Source organism: Vibrio nigripulchritudo ATCC 27043, assembly GCF_000222685.1.
Taxonomy (GTDB): Bacteria; Pseudomonadota; Gammaproteobacteria; order Enterobacterales; family Vibrionaceae; genus Vibrio; species Vibrio nigripulchritudo.
On record NZ_AFWJ01000157.1, the window covers coordinates 23,912 to 41,222 of the forward strand.

Below are 17,311 nucleotides of genomic sequence, written 5' to 3' on the forward strand. Positions count from 1 at the left end.
CCATGCTTAGCAAGTTAATAATGTCAATTCTGGCGCATAACATCCTTGTCGATAATATCTCCGACCTTGGAGAAAGAGAGGTTGTTATATGAGATGTATTGTCGCGCAAATGTGGATGCAGCAAGATGCCCTGTCTCAAATTGAATTGGTTCAGAATCTGGTCATTCAAGGTGCGAAGGAGGGGTATCGTATTTTCGTATTCCCCGAACTTGCCATCCCCGGCTTTAATCGCAAAGTGGTGGATTTGACCACTCCAGAAAATTGCCATAAATGGGAAGTGCTTCTGTCTGAGTTGGCTCAAAAACATCAGGTTCACTTGTTTGTAGGAATGCCCAGAATCGATGGTTCTGACGTATACAATTCCTACTTCTGTTTTGCGCCAAGCGGCAAAAAAGTGTGTGTCTGGGACAAAATAGGGCTCACTCCAAGCGAGCAAATATTTTTTACTCCGGGTAAGAGTCGCCCTGTGATGCAAATTGAAGGGGTAACCTTATCAGTCGTGTTATGTCGAGAAGTTTTGGATTTAAAAGAGGTTGAGGCTGAACTGTCGAATTCTGGTGTCGATCTGATCTTATGGCCAAGTTACATTGGCTATGACACACAAAAAAGCACGAATGGATCTGAAGGTCCAGTTTACGAACGTGAAGCCAGAGCGATGGCTAAGCGTTTAGGTACCATAATGATTCAGTGCAATTGGCCAAACGGTACCAATGTGCCTGATGCGAAGAATATGGGTGGCAGCAAAGTCATTTCTGCAGACGGAGAAGAGGTGTACCAAGCTCTGTATGACAAGCCAGAAGTCTTTGCCGTTCATCCAACAAAGACGTCTGAAATTGCGGTGGAAATCTTATCTGATTTTACATACTAGGCTTGAATCACACGGTTAAAGATGACTCTTTGCGCCTCAGCTTCCCCGACATCCATAATTGAGAAACTGACGGGGGAACCCGGAGCTCTTTGCGCCAGTTGACCTGCGCCTAAAGCGCTCAGTGAGCCAATTTTCGGATAGCCACCAATGGTTTGTCTGTCTCTCATTAAGACGATGGGTTGTCCGTCTTTGGGGATCTGGATAGCACCATAAGCGATGCCTTCAGAAACAATACCGTCTCTCTCCCCGTGAATCGGTTTCCCTGTAAGGCGATAACCCATGCGGTCAATATTTTGTGATACTTCGTAAGTGCTTGAAAGCATGGTCATCAGCGCACTTTTTGGGAAAGATGCGCTTTGATATCCCAACATCACACCCAGATCAAGAGGGGCGTTGTAATCTGGAATTGCCCATTTTGGCGTGCGGGACTTAAAGTCCTTACTGGAAGCATTAAAATGGAGTGTGTCTCCTTCTTTTAATGGCTGACCTTGCATTAGCCCCCCAATTTTTTTCCCGTGGAACCGAGGCGACGCTGCCTAATGTTTCTGCCATTTGAAAGCCTCCGACAACCGCCAAATACGCACGAAGCCCGCTGACTGGAGCATCGAAACTCAGAGTGTCCCCCTTTTTAACCGTGTAAGTGTGCCAGGGTCGGATTTTCTGGTCATTCAGGCGCGCATTCAAGTCAGCACCAGTTAAGGCGATGCAGGTATTGGCACTGGCCTGAAGTTCAAGTTTTCCCAGCGTGATTTCAAGCTGGGGAGCGTTTAACTCATTGTCGAGTAGCCGATTTGCCCAGCAAAATGCATGCTCATCCATGGGCCCTCCAGTGGTGATACCCATGTGTTGGTAACCATAGCGTCCTAAGTCCTGAATTAAGGTAAGAAATCCGGGTTTGATGACATTAAAGCTCATCGAAACTGCCTCCTAATTCCAGAAATTCCGGTTTAGACACTGACCGAAACCGGACGTAGTCACCGACTGCAACTTTGGCGAGTCCGTCACTTTCCCAATCGATCATTTTGGTGGGGGTTCGTCCAATGATCTGCCAACCACCGGGGGTTGGGCTGGGGTAAATAGCGGTTTGGTTGTCGGCAATCCCGACACTGCCTGTTGGAACCTTTAATCGTGGAGTTGACTTACGTGGTGTGGCAATGCGCTCGTCCGTTGTGCCTAAATACGCGAAGCCGGGGCTAAATCCTATCGCGTATACTTGATACAGCTTTTCGCTATGAATTTGAATTACCTGATCTCGACCTAGCCCATTGTGTTCACATACCTCCTCGATATCGAGCGAGACTTCTTCGCCGTAGTAAACGGGCAAATCAATCACGCTGGATGCCTGAATATTGGTGTGAGCTGACTTGATGCCTCGCAATGTTTTTTTTAACTGTGCGATGATGGCGAATCGGTCGGTTTTGTTTACGTCATAACACACCAATATCGAGGTGTATGACGGAATGATATCGACGATCTGGTCACTCAGCTTTTGACGAAGACGACCGATTGCCCAACTGACTTTTTGGGCAGTTTGTTCACTGATAGTATCTCCAAAATAAACGATACAAGTCATCTCGTTGACAGCTTCAATCCGCATTAGGCAGACCTCCTCATCACAGCCGCCGCTTGGCAAACACTTGCTGCATGTTCGCCGTCTCCATGAACGCATATGGTATCGACATCAATCGCAAGTTTTTTCCCTGTAATGGTGGTCACGCAGCCTTCTTCCATGATCTGGCAGATCTGGTTCCGAATGCTCGTGAAGTCGTGGTAAACCGAGCCGCTAATAGTACGGGGCACTAGGTAGCCATCGTCGTTGTATGCGCGATCGGAAAAGGCTTCAAACCAAACTTCGATGCCATGCTCATGTGCCATGGTGCGAATGATGTCGTTGTTGGGTGTAGCCATCACCACTAATGGGCAAAGTGGACGCACTTTACGTACCGTTTTCATGATGGTGGATAGCATCTGCTTGTCTTTCATCATTTGGTTATACATGGCGCCATGGGGTTTGATGTAGCTGACTTCTGTTCCGTATTTCTGGCAAATCGCATCCAATGCTCCAATTTGGTAAACCAGCATGGCTTCGAGTTCGTCGGGCTGGCAGTGCATGTTTCTGCGACCAAACCCCACTAAATCTGGGTATCCGGGATGGGCGCCAATCTCGACAGTGTTTTCTACCGCCAGTCTTACGGTAGTGTCCATCGTTAGCGGGTCTGAGGCGTGAAAACCACACGCAATATTAGCCATATCGATAAACGGCATGACGTCAGAATCCTGTCCTTTGGCCCAGCAGCCAAAGGACTCACCCATATCACAATTTAGTTTCATTGGTTTTTCTCTTAAATAACGCTCGTTATCTTTGTGTCATGGTGGTGGGCAGGTAAGTGACGATGTCTGGGAATATCGTGATCAACACCAACCCAATTAGTATCAATAAGAAGAAAGGCAAAGCGGCTCTGGCGACATACAAAATGTCTTTTCCGGTAAGCGCTTGAATGACAAATAGGTTAAACCCTACAGGTGGTGTAATTTGAGACATTTCCACCACCAGTACGATGAAAATACCAAACCACAGTAAGTCGATACCCGCCTGTTGCACCATTGGCATTACAACAGCAACCGTCAGTACTACGACCGAAATGCCATCCAGAAAGCAGCCGAGAATCACAAACAGCACCGTGAGGTAGAGCAGGAGTTCAAAGGGGGATAAGGTGAATGTCGCAATCCATTCCGCCAGTGCACGAGGGATCCCGAGAAAGCCCATTGCTAACGTCAGGAAGTGCGCGCCGACTAGGATCAGCCCGATCATACATGAGCTTTTGACCGCCCCGAGCAAACTGTCCAGAAAGTTATCCATTGATAACGAACCTGTCGCTTTTGCCAACACGATAGCCCCGAAGACGCCCAATGCCGCTGCTTCTGTTGGTGTGGTTAACCCGCCATAAATAGAACCCAGAACGAAAAGGATCAGCCCAACGATAGGCAATAATTTCTTGAGTGCCGCCAGTTTTGCGGAAAAAGAGATTTGCTCTGAGTTGTGTTCGGGTAAGCCGTCTTTATTCATTAAAGCCCAAAGTGCGGTATAGCCCATAAACATGGCGACTAACATGAGACCCGGGAGTGCTCCTGCAATGAATAAGCGGCCAATGGACACTTCCGCGGCGACACCATAGACAATTAAGATGATGGAAGGAGGAATCAGTAGCCCCAAGGTGCCTGAACCTGCGAGTGTCCCAACCGCCATCTTTTCACTGTAGCCCTGCGCTTTGAGCTCGGGCAAAGTCATACGACCAATGGTGGCAGCGGTAGCTGCAGACGATCCGGAAACTGCCGCGAAAATGCCACAACTGAGCACATTCACATGGAGCAACTTACCTGGAAAACTGCTAAGCCATGGTGACAACCCTTTAAACAAGTCTTCCGATAATCGGGTACGGAAAAGCAATTCACCCATCCAGATAAACATGGGAAGAGCAGTCAATGACCAACTGGTGCTGCCTCCCCAACTTGAGGTAGCAAAGAGCAGCCCAATTTGCTCGTTTCCTGTTAGGTAGAGCCCAAAGACCCCAACACCGACGAGTGCTAACGACACCCAGATCCCCGCAGCGAGCATGAGAATCATCGTCAGGGCAAGAATGATAGAAATGATTGAAATATCCATGTCGGCTTCCTTTATTGTGTTTCGCCTTCATGGGCTTTGTATGTCGGTGTTCCGCCTTTCAGTGCGATGATCAAGTTATCAAGCACTGCGAGGTTGAGCCCTATCATGCCAATGGCAACGGGCACCTGAGGGATCCATAACGGAATAGGGATATAGCCATGGGTAACTTCTTCGAAATCGTACGATTCCCATACCATGTGGGCACAGTAGAAGCTCATGAACGTCACTAAAAGGAACGCAAAAATGAGTATGGCGGTTTCCTGATACTTCTGAACACTTGCAGGTAATCGCTGAATCACTAATGTGACCCGAATGTGCCCACCTTCGCGAAAGGCATACGCCAGTCCAAAAAAGGTAGACGCTGCTAGTGCATAACCGGAAAAATCTTCCGCTGAGGGGACAATAAACCCAAACATTCGACCAATAACCTGAGCCAGTATGATCAGCATCATAAGCACAATGCACAGCCCAGAAGAATAGCCGGACAACATGTATAGAGTGTGTTTAAACGTATTCACTGAAAAACCTCACAGCAATACCTAGGGTCTGTTTACTTTAAAAATAAGGCTCCACCGAGCAGAGCCTCTCGTATTATTGGTTGTACTTGTTGAGCACTGCTTTTACTTCTTTTGGTGCTTCCTGTTCCCATTCTTTAGTCATGGTCACACCAATAGCTTGCAGTTCAGCGATCAGCTTGTCAGACGGTTGAGTCACTTTGATGCCGTTGTCCGCCAGAATGGCTGTGTCACGCGCTTCGCGCTCTACCACCAAATCCCAAGCTGATTTTTCTGCCTTTTCAGCGGCCTGGCGAATCGCTTGTTGCTCACTTTTGTTCAAACGTTTGAATGCGCGCTTATTCACCACGACAAAGTTTTTAGGAATCCACGCTTTTACTTCGGTGAAGTGGCTTAAGTAATCCCACGCTTGCCCATTGGCACCAGTAGAAGGTGAGGTGATCATGGCGTCGATGATTCCGGTACTAAAAGCTTGTGGAATATCAGGAAGCTGCACAGTGGTCGGGGTGGTATTCATCAGATCTGCAAGGCGAGAAGTGGATGGGCTGTACGCGCGCATTTTGCTGCCTTTCAGATCATCGAGTGAATTGACAGGCTGCTTGGTGTACAGGCTTTGGGCTGGCCACGGCACAGTGTAAAGCAGCATCAACCCTTCTTTGCTGAGTTGCTTTTCCACTTCAGGCTTCGCTGCTAGCCACAGTTTTTTCGCCTGTTCGTAGTCAGTGGCTAAGAATGGAATGTTGTCGTGTTTGAAGATTGGGTGCGTGTTACCCATGATGCCAATGAAGACCTCGCCCAGTTGAACCTGACCAGTTCGAACCGCACGTGGAATTTCTGGGTGTTTCATCAAAGAAGCACCGGAATAGACCGTAATGTCGATGTCACCGTCGGTGTAGCTCTTAATATCCTTAGCAAATTGGTAGGCGATTTGTGTGGGTAGATGTCCGTCACCATAAGGAGTGGGCATATGCCACTTTGCTGCCATGGCTCCGTGAGCAGCCAGACCACTGAGCAATACTGCTGCGGTTTTTGCTATCCATTTCATGTTGTGTATCTCCATTTTTATTTTGCTTTTGTATGTTTGCCTAACGGGAATCGGCGGATTACAGAACCGCCAGTTCGTCGTTAAGGCAATCTGTGATGAGCATTTTTCCGGGTACGTGTGTGATCGCAATCGGTGGTTTGGCATGTGCAATTGCCACCTGCGGGGTCACACCGCAAGCCCAGAAAACAGGTAGTTCGTGCGGGTGTACCTCTGCCGTGTCACCAAAATCTGGTTTCGATAAATCGTCGATACCGATCAGTTTAGGATCCCCGATATGAACAGGGGCACCATGGGCTTTTGGCAGACGAGAGGTCACCTGAATAGCGCGAATGGCATCTGCGGCTAAAAACGGGCGCATCGACACCACCATGTTTCCGTGAAACCGACCACTCGCAGTTGTCTCTATGTTGGTTCGGTACATAGATACATTGGTGTTGGATTCAATGTTTCGCACCGTCAGACCTGCGCGCTCTAATGCGTCTTCGAAAGAGAACGAGCATCCGAGAACAAAGGTGACAAAATCTGACTGCCACAGGCTATTGATGTCGGTGACGGTTTCAGTGAGTTTTCCGTGGCGAAAAACATTGAATTCAGGCACATCGGTGCGGATGTCGATGTCTTCACCTAACGTATTGAGGAGCGGGTAACCTGGCTGCGAGACCGCGATAAGTGGGCAGGCGACAGGGTTGTTTTGACAGTATCGAAGAAAATCATTTGCCCACTCTTGAGGGAGAATGACGATATTGCCTTGAACCAGTCCAGATGCCACGCCGCTGGTGGGTTGGTTGAATTTACCGATTCGGATTTGTTTTCTGACTTCCGAGGCTTGAGCAAACAGCTGCGACTTGTACGCAGAAGGCTGAGAATTCTTGATGAGCATTTCGCAAAGCAGTCCGTTGTTAATGAAATGTAAATCAAGTGTTGCTCTGTTAGCGCATTAAGTCCAATTATGGTTTTTTAAGTCTGGCGATAAATTTTATTTATTGGCATTGAGTTCGAACTCAGACGCGACATTCACCGCGATGTCAGCTGCCAGCTTGGCGGCGCTGTTAAATGGAACTGATGGATAAGAGGCGGTGAAGCTAAGCGCTGAAGGCTCCCATTTCGCATTCAATTTTTTGAGTGAACCCGCCGCGATTTCAGGTGCGACCATGGCGTAGGGCAGTGAGGAAATTCCGATTTGGTCCTGAGTCAGTTTTAAACAAGCAGAGAGGGAACTGGATGAGAAGAAACGCGCGGGAAGCCCATCAATCTGCATAAACTTTTCGCTGATTTCGGTGAACGGGCGCGTGTTGCGTGCGTAAGTGATAATGGGATATTGAACCAGTTCTTCCAGCTCAATGGTTTTGTCTGGCAAATCCAGTTGAGTGCTGGCGATCCAAACTAAGGGGAACTGGCATAATTCTAGGTTGTTGACGGTCGGTTCGGAAACCGGACCCATCAAAAAAGCGAGATCCAAGGAGCGATCAAGCAAGCCATTGCGAAGATTGCCAGTCACATCCACTGTCATATCTACGTCCAGGTTAGGCAACTCTTGGTGCAAAACTTTGAGAAAATCGGTGAGCCAAGTATGAACAATCGTCTCTGATACCCCCAAACGCAGAGTGCCAGAAAGCAGCCGGCTGATATCGGCACGCTTGTGCATTTGCTCTGCCATATAGAGCATTTTTTCTGCGTAGGGTAAGAGTTCTTTGCCTTGCGAAGTCAATACGATAGGGGACGCATCGCGATCAAAGAGTTTTACGCCGAGCTCTTCTTCCAAACCCGCAATACGAGTGGAAATAGCAGGCTGAGTAGTAAATTGCTGCTCAGCAGCTTTGCGAAAGCTGCCTAATGTGGCGACGAGTACGAAAGTTTCGATGCGTTTGAAGTTCATTGTTCTTCCTTTAGGGTCTTTTTCAAACTTAATGAACGAACAGAGCCTCTGCAAGATTCTTGTTATTTTTACTAATTAGGGATGTGACTGAGCGGACAAAGTGAAAATTAAGCTCGCTTCCTCAGAAAGCGAGCTCGTTGAGTTGATGTGCTTAAGGGTTACTATCAATTTCTGCGGGAATATAGTGCTCTGTTTTTAGCTCACACATTTCCGGTAAAACCGTAGCAATCGAAATGGACGACCAGGTGCCTGAAACAATGCCGATAAACATGGCGCTGGCAAACCCTTGCAACGGTGCTCCGCCCATCAGCCACAGCGCACCAACGGTGACCAGAGTGGTGCCTGAAGTCACCATGGTACGGGAGAAGGTGCTGATCACCGCTGAGTTGATCACATCACTGGTTTTCCAGTCCAGTTTTGCCAGAATCTGCTCCCGGATTCGATCTGCAATGATGATCGAATCATTCAGCGAATAACCCAGTATCGCGAGCAGCGCAGCAAATACGGTTAAGTTGAACTCTTGTTGGGTTAATGCAAAGAAGCCGAGTACCACAATTACATCGTGGAACAGCGCCAGAAGTGCACCGCTCGCCAGTCTCCATTCAAAACGAAAACAGAGATAACCCATAATGCAAAGCATGCTGACCAGAATCGCCATGCCCCCCTGATCAAATAACTCGTCGCCAACTTGTGCGCCAATCATACTGCTGCTGATCACTTCGGCGTGGGTATCCAATTCAGCTAACGTCGATTTCACTTGATCTAGAGTTGCGTGACTTTCTGAGGAATAACGCAGTGTCCAACGACCCAGTTCTCCCCCTTTGACGATGGAGAGAGAGTCGCCAACTACTGGGCTAAGAGACTGAGTCAGCTCCGTTTGGCTAACGTCTGGTGACAGGCGAAATTCACTCACCATTCCACCGGTAAAATCTAACCCTAAATTCAGCCCTCGCACTGATAAAAGAGCGATGGAGATAATGACCAGAGCAATAGAGAAAATGCCCGTCCAGCGACGAATTTGAGTCATGTTGTTTTTAATATTCATACTAAACTCCTATACGCGAACGTCACGGCGGGCATCCTGCCCCCAAATGAGGTTGATGATGGCACGGGAAAGGAAGATGCCCGTAAACATGCTGGTTAGAATCCCCAGCCCCAGAGTAAGTGCAAAGCCCTGAACCGGACCATTGCCAATGGCGTAAAGCACCACGGCGGTGATTAAGGTGGTGATATTGGCGTCCATTATGGTGCTGACAGCACTGTTAAAGCCGAGGTTGATGGATTGAGCGAAACTGCGCCCTTCACCAAGTTTGTCTTTAATGCGCTCGAAAATCAGGACATTGGTGTCTACCGCCATGCCAACCGTCAATACCAAGCCAGCTATTCCGGGTAGGGTAAGAACTGCCCCCGGAATCAAAGCAATCAGACCTAACAAGCAGACCATATTGCTGAGCAACGCAAGGTTGGCAACCCACCCTAACCGGCGATACCAGACCGCCATAAATGCCAGAGTAAGCCCCATTCCCAGAGCCAGAGCAGAGAATCCGTTTTCGATATTTTCAGCCCCTAACGACGCCCCAATAGCCTGTTCTTCTACAATGGTGACTGGTGCAGTTAATGAGCCAGCACGAAGCAGCAGCGCCAGTTCTTGCGCGTCTTGCATGCTGCCAGTACCTGTTATCTGAAAGCGCGTACCTAGCTGACTTTGAATGGTTGCCACACTGATTACTTTGTCTTGCTTACTCAAGTTACCCTGTGCATCAGACACGTACTCACTGAACAGGGTTGCCATCGGCTTACCAACATGAGTCGCTGAAAAGTCACTGATGTCACCACCACCAGCTAGATCAAGGGAAATGTTCACCACTGCGCGTCCCATCTCATCTATGCCTGCTCGGGCATCCACAATGTGTTCGCCTTTCACTACGGGTTTAGAGACCAGTCGCACTCGGTTTCCGTCTTCATCAAATGCACTAAAAACCCGACCTTTTGAGCTCTCGGTTTCTACCTCGTGAAACGCCAGACTGGCGGTAGCGCCAATCACACTTTTTGCCTGAGAAGGATCCTGCACGCCGGGTAATTCGATTCGTATGTAGTCGTCCCCCTGACGCTGCACGGACGCTTCGGTAATACCGAGCTCTTCAATGCGCGAACGGAGAATAGTGAGGTTTTGCTTCAGTGTTTGCTGAGCAAATTCATCGATGCTTTGTTTTGGCATCGACAAAACCAGTTTGTTGGATTGCCCATGTTGTTGCCATTGTGGAAACGCTTCCTGAATCGATTTACCGATCTCGCTTCTGGCGTCTTCGGTTTGTGTGGTGACAGTAATTTGATGATCAACAGAGTGGCTGATCTGAATGCCTCGAATGTGCAATTTTCTGGCTGTAGTACGAATGTCATCCGCTAAGGTTTGCTGTTTTTCATTCAAAGCTTGGTCTACGTCCACTTTCAGTAAAAACTGAACGCCACCACGCAAGTCTAACCCTAAATCGACGGGCTGAAAGCCCATCTGGGTTAACCAGACTGGTGCGACTGACTGGTAAGCCAAAGTGATTTGCGTTTCTGCGCCAAGAGTAGGGAGCAGAGCGGCTTTGGCATTGGCTTGGTCGTGCTCACTTTCAAGCAGTACTACCATTTGGTTGCCGGTTTCAGTGATTTCACGAACAGGAATATTGTGATGTTTTAGCCCAAGTGAAACCTGTTCAATACTCAGATCTGCTTTAGGCTGGTCGATAATTAAAGCGGGCTTGTCGCCATACCATGAAGGTAGGGCACTTAAAGCCAGTAAAACAATAGCGGTAAGAAGCACTACGTATTTCCAGATGGCGTAGTGATTCATTCGCTCGGGCGCTTTCGCGCGAGTGCGTGGAGAAGACATAGTCATACCTCTTTGATGCCGAATGCCAACGCATACGGCACGACATCAGGGTTGCCTGATATCGCAATAAACTCATGAAAAAAGGAAGTGGACGCCAGTGCGTCGGGAGTTTAAAGGCTAGCTTCTCTGATTGAGCTGGACGTAAAGTTGATTGGAGTCTTTCCAGCCTGAGACCCGGTGCGGATTTGAGCCGACCGCTTTTTCAGACCAGAGGACAGATGGGATAGAAAGAGTAAAAAATAGGTAACTCGGCGGGCGATCTTCTCCGCCCAACTGAGCAATAAGTTCGTAATCTGGGGTGGGAACGACGCGTTCCTGTGCCCACGAGACAACACGAGAAGAAGCTATAAGCCCTTCGGGTATGCGCTTGGAGTGGGAATCAAAATCGCCAGATTGGCTAACCTCGATGGAAGAGGGAGATTCATCACCGAGTTGTATTTCAATTTGATGGGACTGAGAGGGATAGCCAGAAACCTCCGCCTGTGCAAACGCGGATTGGCTAAAAGTCAGCAGTAGCGAAAACAGCAGGACTGCCAGAGTTCTCATTAATATAAGTCGCTCATCAAATTGGTTGGGTCGATAGTATTCCTGAACGATTCTTCGGACAACTAAAAAAATCTAAATCTTACTTATCGATTTCTGGTGAATGTACTTTAACTCTCGATCAGCGATTTGCTGTCGCCGCCAACGTGACGCCTGCACCAATAAATGTGGTGCCAAAAATACGGGATAATCGCCGAACAGGCACAGTTTTCGTTGAACGTCGCAAAAGCTTAGTGCCCCAGTAACCATAAGCGGTTAAACACAAAGCCGAACAGACAATCAAAGTGCCAACGAGCAGGGAAAACTGCGCGGCAAGAGGCTCACTCGGTGTAATAAATTGTGGAAACAGAGCGGTAGTAAAGACTATGGCTTTCGGGTTGGTGAGTGCCACCATAATGCCCTGAAAATACAGGTTAGATTTACGATACTGGTTAGGTGATTCAGAAGCATCAAAGTCAAACTGAATCCCATGTCTCCACATTTTCCAGCCCATGTACATCAAATACAAAGCGCCAATAAACTTGATCGCCAGGAATGCAGATGTAGAACTGAGGACTAAAGCACTGAGCCCCAATACCGAACACAGAGACATAATGAATAATCCGCTGACGTTGCCAGCAATCGCCATGAGTGAGCGTTTAAATCCTTTACTTAATGAGTGAGTCATTACCAACAGAATGGCAGGACCGGGAGTAACGGTGGCAAGAAAGGCAATCGACAAAAACGCCAGCCAGTTTTCTAAAGACATAACACCTAAGATATTGAAATCCATTTCACTTACCTCACACAGAGACACGAACCTTCATCATACTATCCTGCTTATTGATTTAATGTTAATTAGGGGCGAAATTTTGTTCGAAAGCGCCTTCCAAACCCCAAACCTGTGGGTAGGTTCGCCATTATCGGAACTGCAATAACATTTGTAATTGTCTTTTCTATCAACCTAATACAGAGTGTGATTTCTAAATGAAAAGGAGTAATCAATGACAGCAGCAAGCTTTTTTCGATTGGTATGTCTGGCCGCCATTTGGGGCGCGTCATTCCTTTTTATGCGGATCGCTGCCCACAGCTTTGGTCCTGCTTACCTGATCGAGTTTCGTGTGCTTTTTGCTGCCATTAGCCTGTTACTGGTGTCGCTGTTTCTTCGTCGTCGATTAGTTTTATTCAAATATCCGAAGCACTTTCTGATCATTGCATCATTCAACACGGCTATGCCTTTTATGTTGTTTGCCTATGCCGCTCAGACCCTGAATGCGTCTACTCTGTCGATTCTAAATTCCACCGCCGTCATCTGGGGGGCAGTGATTGCCTATTTCTGGCATCGCACGCCTTTGTCGATGAAAGGGGCATTAGGCTTAGTGCTCGGTGTGATTGGTGTGGCAGTGTTAGTTGGGTGGGATGCGGTGAAAATCGGTGAAGGTGCAACCCTACCTATTATTGCTGGAGTGATGGCTGCCTCTTGTTATGGCATTGCGACTAACTATGCAAAAAACGCCCCTAAAATATCGTCGTTCGATAACGCACACGGCAGCATGTGGGGAGCGGTTATTCTGGTGTTGCCCCTGTTACCCTGGCTTCCCATGCCGCAAACACCCACAACGGTGGAATGGTCCTCTGTCGTAGTACTTGGGGTGTTATGCACTGGTCTGGCTTACCTTCTTTATTTCCGGCTGGTGGATGATATTGGTCCCGCCTCTACGTTATCAGTGACCTTCCTGATTCCTTTCTCCGGGATTCTATGGGGCAATCTGGTGCTGGATGAGCCAATTGGTTTCAATACTATGATTGGAACCCTACTGGTGGTCAGTGGCACTATGTTGGTTACAGGTTTCTCCCCCAAAAACGTTTTGCGCAGGAAATTAGCTTAAAGCCCGGGTTTTTCCGCATTCTCTTGAATGGTTATTGTGATGTTTTCAATGAAACTCTTAGGATTACTAGCTGGTTAGAAGCTAAATCTCAGCAGGACTTTCTGGATGGGTTGGAATTTCTACCGATTTCAATTCGAATATGTGCTTTAGCTAATGTAAGCAGTGAAAATGCCAATTTCCTATCACAATCTCTTTCTCTGAATGTAAGAAGAAAGTAAAAGCCTCCCTTGAAAACATGTGTTGTTACAATTATTTCTGTCTCACAAATGCGAAATAGAGATATTAGTCGACTATTAATGTGGTTTTGAGTCAAAACGGTTTGATTCGAGATCCCCTACTGCTTATGTTTGTATTCAAAGGCACTTGCGCATCACTGATCCGATCAGCGTGCCTTAAAAAGGAATGAGTAGTAGTCCAAGCTGAAAGGTAGTTGCTAAATGGGCATAGACGTAAAACAATCTGGTCACGATCTCTGTTTACGGAACCAAACTGGTTCTGTGCCTCTGCCCCCCCAAGACTTCTCCGGGCAAGACAAAACCCGCTTTCAGTTTAAAAACGAAATCATCGTTAGCGAAAATAAGAAGTTACTTGCCAGCGAGTTGTTATTGTCGCAGGAAGACGCCTCTATCCACACTTCGTTTATGAAGGGAGAACTTGGAAAACGCCTTGCCAAAGATATTCTGGACCAGCAGCTTCACTTCCTTATTTCTGTCGATCCCGCTTCTTTCCCATTTGAATGTCTATTCCTGAATGTTGAACGTCATGCCCTTGGCAATAAGAAGACCGTTAATCTACTGATAGCTGTGCACTCTCATTTGCGGAGCTATGGTAAGTCTCTGGTTATTGAGACCACTGAAAGACAATATTCAATTGAAAACAAAGACTACCTGTCTGGAATTGAAAAGCTGAAACAGGTTGGAGTCAAACTGGCTCTGGATGATTATCAGGTGGGTGATGACTTTCGGGACGACGAGCTCAGTGCTGGCTTTTACGATTACGTGAAAGTAGACAATCCCTTTTTTAATCTTGAATCCGGACTCGCTGAACCTAATCAGAAGCTGGACATCATTCTTAGTCAGAAAGCCGCCAGCGACGCGAAGTGGATTGTGGAAAGGGTAGAAGATCAAGATTCGCTCAATCAATTGCTACCCTTTGCGTTTTGGGGATATCAGGGGTATCTCTTCAATCCGTTACAGGAACATTATCCTGAGTATTCTCTGTTTTAGCGGCTGGAGCTTTGATTCGACGTTTGGTTCGCCACAGGTTGATAAAGTTAGGCAGCAGTGAAGCGGCGATCATACCCATCATTAGTCCGATTTGAGCGGCACTGTAACTTTCATTCATGAGCAATACTCCACCAGTGATACCCGCTACCGGGTTTGCGATTCCACTGAATGTGAACTCAACAACCGTCATCTTACGAATCAGCCAGACATACATACCATACGCAAGTGCGGTATTCAGAAGCACTATCCATGTAATACCCGCCCAGTTTCGAATGCTGATGTCGTTACTTAGAACGGCTTGATAAGTGGTTGGATCAACCCAAAACTGAAGCCCGGTAACCAGCCCCAGAACTACCCCGCCAATAATGAGCTGCCAGCTCAGCACTCCCCACCAGTGCATGTTCTTAGACAAATTCTGAGTGAGCATGCTGCCAATAACAATACAGCAGATGGCACAGAACATGGCGACCAGTCCGACAACGCTGAGCGACAACTGGCTAGGATCAAATAAGAACCACGCAAATGCCACCAGAATTCCCCCGGATACCACCTGAACCATAGATGGTCGCTTTTTGAACCAAAGCCATTGAAAAATCATCGCAAAAATAGGGACGGAGACCATACCAACACCGGAAATTGCTGCGGGTAGCGTTGCCGCCATCAGGAAGATCATCGCAAAGAAAGCGCCAATGTTAATCACGGACAAGATAAGTAGAGGTTGCCATTGATGTCTTGCAGGTATCACGGGTTTCAATGCGAAAAGCAGTAAGCCAGCAGGCAGCGCACGAACAAAACCCAGCAGCAGAGGTGGCCAGTCCGGAACGGTGTACTGGGTAACTGCGTAAGTGGTACCCCAAAAGAAAGCGGGGATCATGGCTAGGAATATATTCATGTTAACTATATCAATGTGAAGATAATGGTGGCTAATGTACGCCTATTTTACATTTATGTAAAGTATCTTCATATGAAGATATATTTAATTTCAGAGAGGAATACAAAACCAGTATCTGCAACTAAGCTTATTATTTGAGCTATATAAAAAGAAATATTAGTAACTATAAAGCCCTGTGACTTTCAGGTTTGATGGGGGCGTGACCGAGCGGTAGGTATGAAAAACGACAAGCGAAGCTGCTGATAAACGGAGAGAGCATGTGATTGGAGAAAGAGTGTGATTAAAGCGAAACAGCTCTATATGCCCGCCATTGCGATGACTGCATTGTTCGTCGGCTCGATTGCTGTGCTTCAGAAAGCCTTGTCAGAATCATACGTCAGCCTGATCACAAATGAACTACACATTGAGCTGGATAGTATTATTTATGGGTTGTCGGTTTCCGTAGATTCCCCTTCTCATCAAGCCCTTGATGAATTTATTGAGAAAACGCCTTTTGCTCAGAAACGGCATGAGATCAGCATTATTTCGGAGCAGGGTAAGCTGATTTTTGATACAGGATTATCCAAAGCCCAACTGATTCGCCAGCCTCCACAAAATAACCATCCAGAGTTTTCAAACGCACTGAAGCTGGGAGTAGGCAATGCGATGCGCTTCAGTGAAACCAAGGGGATCGAATATCTGCATGTCGCTAAACCTTTCGCCTTACGCGATTTTTATGGCGTCGCACGGATATCGGTTCCCATCGAATACATCAACTCAGCCATAGACAGGTTCATTACCTTCTTTTTCTTGGTCATGTGTACTGCGCTGGCGGTGATGCTGGTGATTACCTACCTAAACAACCGCCAGATAGTTCAACATCTGGCAAAAAAAGAAGACAGATACAAAGCACAGTATGCACAGCAGACTCGGGAAGTGGAGTTACTCAACCGCCTTGCCAGCCTGCTGGCGGCATGCAGTACCATCCATGAAGCGGAGCAGGTGGTGAAAGATCTGGCGCCTAAAAATACTTGGGGATGTTTTAGGGGCGGTTTCAATAATGCGTTCTTCAAGAAATTTGCTTGAAGTAAAACTGGTGTGGGGCGGTGACTGGATTGGCGATAACATCTACCCGCCGGATGATTGCTGGGCACTGCGTAAAGGGAAGAGTCATATGGCGAGAGACGATCTCGCTGCCATGCCCTGTAAGCACATGCCAAATGTAAATGATGAGCAAGTGCTCTGTATTCCTCTAATCGCGCACGGCAACACAGTGGGTATGATGCATCTGGCTTTTGGAGACGAAGAGGAGTGCCGGCGTCAGTACAACCTCTGCCGCACGGTCGCAGAACATATCGGATTGGCCATTGCGAACTTAGAACTACAGGAAGAACTTCGAAGACAGGCACTGAGAGATCCTCTGACTGGTCTGTTTAATCGCCGCTATATGGAAGATGCCATCGAGCAGGACATGAATGTTGCAAGCCGCAAGAAACAGAGTTTCTCGCTGCTTATGGTCGATATGGATCATTTCAAAATCTTCAACGACAATTTCGGGCACGATGCCGGAGATTTTGTGCTTAAGCAGCTCGCAGGCGTGTTGCTGAAAGCCACTCGGGAGCAGGACAAAGTGTGCCGGATTGGCGGAGAAGAAATCGCCATTTTACTGCCCGATACGTCACTGGAAGAGTCTATTCTTGCTGCCGATAACGTATGTAACGCCGTCAGAGACATCAACCCAAAACTTAATGGTCAAATGCTTGGAAAGGTGACGGTTTCGATCGGTATCGCAACCTACCCAGAATCATCCAATGGTGTGGAAGGGTTATTGAAAGATGCCGATATTGCTTTGTATCAGGCAAAAGAGAACGGGCGGGATCAACATGTGCACAGCGGCTTAAAAACCACCGCTGTGCCCCTGAAAACGCTGCCTCGTGAGGCAAGTTCAGGGTAGAGA

At 47.6% G+C, this 17,311-nt stretch carries 19 protein-coding genes; 5 read left to right on the forward strand and 14 right to left on the reverse strand.

The window, feature by feature from the left end:
- Positions 1-88 precede the first annotated feature (88 nt).
- Positions 89-868 carry a carbon-nitrogen hydrolase family protein gene (locus RH89_RS13620; protein ID WP_004402816.1) on the forward strand — a complete coding sequence of 260 codons (780 nt, stop codon included), beginning with the start codon at positions 89-91 and terminating at the stop codon, positions 866-868.
- On the opposite strand, the gene RH89_RS30365 is transcribed toward RH89_RS13620, so the two are convergent.
- The 13 genes from RH89_RS30365 to RH89_RS13680 all read right to left on the reverse strand — a co-directional run bounded on the left by RH89_RS30365 (position 865) and on the right by RH89_RS13680 (position 12,161).
- Positions 865-1,362: a 5-oxoprolinase subunit C family protein gene (locus RH89_RS30365; RefSeq protein WP_244410420.1), complete on the reverse strand. Its 498-nt coding sequence runs from the start codon at positions 1,360-1,362 to the stop codon at positions 865-867. The two genes, RH89_RS13620 and RH89_RS30365, sit on opposite strands and share 4 nt — an antisense overlap.
- Positions 1,319-1,783 (reverse strand): 5-oxoprolinase subunit C family protein, encoded by a 465-nt coding sequence (locus RH89_RS30370; protein ID WP_244410421.1) that lies wholly within the window; start codon positions 1,781-1,783, stop codon positions 1,319-1,321. Before RH89_RS30370 ends, RH89_RS30365 begins: the two co-directional genes overlap by 44 nt.
- Positions 1,773-2,465, reverse strand: coding sequence for a 5-oxoprolinase subunit PxpB (gene pxpB / locus RH89_RS13630; RefSeq protein WP_004402817.1), 693 nt, complete (start codon positions 2,463-2,465; stop codon positions 1,773-1,775). Before pxpB ends, RH89_RS30370 begins: the two co-directional genes overlap by 11 nt.
- Positions 2,465-3,199, reverse strand: a complete 735-nt coding sequence (locus tag RH89_RS13635) for a 5-oxoprolinase subunit PxpA (RefSeq protein ID WP_004402819.1) — start codon at positions 3,197-3,199, stop codon at positions 2,465-2,467. Before RH89_RS13635 ends, pxpB begins: the two co-directional genes overlap by 1 nt.
- Positions 3,200-3,224: 25 nt before the next feature.
- On the reverse strand, positions 3,225-4,532 hold the full coding sequence (locus RH89_RS13640) for a TRAP transporter large permease (RefSeq protein ID WP_004402821.1): 1,308 nt from the start codon (positions 4,530-4,532) through the stop codon (positions 3,225-3,227).
- Between the two features lie 11 nt (positions 4,533-4,543).
- The gene (locus tag RH89_RS13645; protein WP_004402822.1) at positions 4,544-5,023 is read right to left on the reverse strand and encodes a TRAP transporter small permease; all 480 of its coding nucleotides are present in this window, start codon (positions 5,021-5,023) and stop codon (positions 4,544-4,546) included.
- A 100-nt stretch (positions 5,024-5,123) separates the two neighbouring features.
- Complete coding sequence (locus RH89_RS13650; protein ID WP_004402823.1) at positions 5,124-6,092, reverse strand: TRAP transporter substrate-binding protein; 969 nt, start codon at positions 6,090-6,092, stop codon at positions 5,124-5,126.
- 58 nt (positions 6,093-6,150) lie between these two features.
- Complete coding sequence (locus RH89_RS13655) at positions 6,151-6,972, reverse strand: putative hydro-lyase (RefSeq protein WP_004402825.1); 822 nt, start codon at positions 6,970-6,972, stop codon at positions 6,151-6,153.
- Positions 6,973-7,068: 96 nt separating this feature from the next.
- The gene (locus tag RH89_RS13660) at positions 7,069-7,968 is read right to left on the reverse strand and encodes a LysR family transcriptional regulator (protein ID WP_004402826.1); all 900 of its coding nucleotides are present in this window, start codon (positions 7,966-7,968) and stop codon (positions 7,069-7,071) included.
- A 151-nt stretch (positions 7,969-8,119) separates the two neighbouring features.
- Positions 8,120-9,013, reverse strand: coding sequence for a protein translocase subunit SecF (gene secF / locus RH89_RS13665; RefSeq protein ID WP_004402827.1), 894 nt, complete (start codon positions 9,011-9,013; stop codon positions 8,120-8,122).
- A gap of 9 nt (positions 9,014-9,022) precedes the next feature.
- Positions 9,023-10,846, reverse strand: a complete 1,824-nt coding sequence (gene secD, locus RH89_RS13670) for a protein translocase subunit SecD (RefSeq protein ID WP_004402828.1) — start codon at positions 10,844-10,846, stop codon at positions 9,023-9,025.
- 117 nt (positions 10,847-10,963) lie between these two features.
- The gene (locus tag RH89_RS13675; RefSeq protein WP_004402829.1) at positions 10,964-11,392 is read right to left on the reverse strand and encodes a hypothetical protein; all 429 of its coding nucleotides are present in this window, start codon (positions 11,390-11,392) and stop codon (positions 10,964-10,966) included.
- A 118-nt stretch (positions 11,393-11,510) separates the two neighbouring features.
- Positions 11,511-12,161 (reverse strand): LysE family translocator, encoded by a 651-nt coding sequence (locus RH89_RS13680; RefSeq protein WP_004402831.1) that lies wholly within the window; start codon positions 12,159-12,161, stop codon positions 11,511-11,513.
- A 211-nt stretch (positions 12,162-12,372) separates the two neighbouring features.
- On the opposite strand from RH89_RS13680, the gene RH89_RS13685 reads away from it, so the two are divergent.
- A complete protein-coding gene (locus RH89_RS13685) occupies positions 12,373-13,257 on the forward strand; it encodes a DMT family transporter (protein ID WP_004402833.1) in 885 nt (294 codons plus the stop codon).
- A 437-nt stretch (positions 13,258-13,694) separates the two neighbouring features.
- Positions 13,695-14,483, forward strand: coding sequence for an EAL domain-containing protein (locus RH89_RS13690; protein WP_004402834.1), 789 nt, complete (start codon positions 13,695-13,697; stop codon positions 14,481-14,483).
- Here the strand turns inward: RH89_RS13690 and RH89_RS13695 are convergent.
- Positions 14,440-15,375 carry a DMT family transporter gene (locus tag RH89_RS13695; RefSeq protein ID WP_050811533.1) on the reverse strand — a complete coding sequence of 312 codons (936 nt, stop codon included), beginning with the start codon at positions 15,373-15,375 and terminating at the stop codon, positions 14,440-14,442. The genes RH89_RS13690 and RH89_RS13695 overlap by 44 nt on opposite strands.
- 276 nt (positions 15,376-15,651) lie before the next feature.
- Between RH89_RS13695 and RH89_RS28700 the strand changes: the two genes are divergently transcribed.
- Positions 15,652-16,440 carry a hypothetical protein gene (locus RH89_RS28700; protein WP_004402838.1) on the forward strand — a complete coding sequence of 263 codons (789 nt, stop codon included), beginning with the start codon at positions 15,652-15,654 and terminating at the stop codon, positions 16,438-16,440.
- On the forward strand, positions 16,415-17,308 hold the full coding sequence (locus tag RH89_RS28705) for a sensor domain-containing diguanylate cyclase (protein WP_004402840.1): 894 nt from the start codon (positions 16,415-16,417) through the stop codon (positions 17,306-17,308). Before RH89_RS28700 ends, RH89_RS28705 begins: the two co-directional genes overlap by 26 nt.
- The last annotated feature ends 3 nt before the right edge of the window (positions 17,309-17,311 follow it).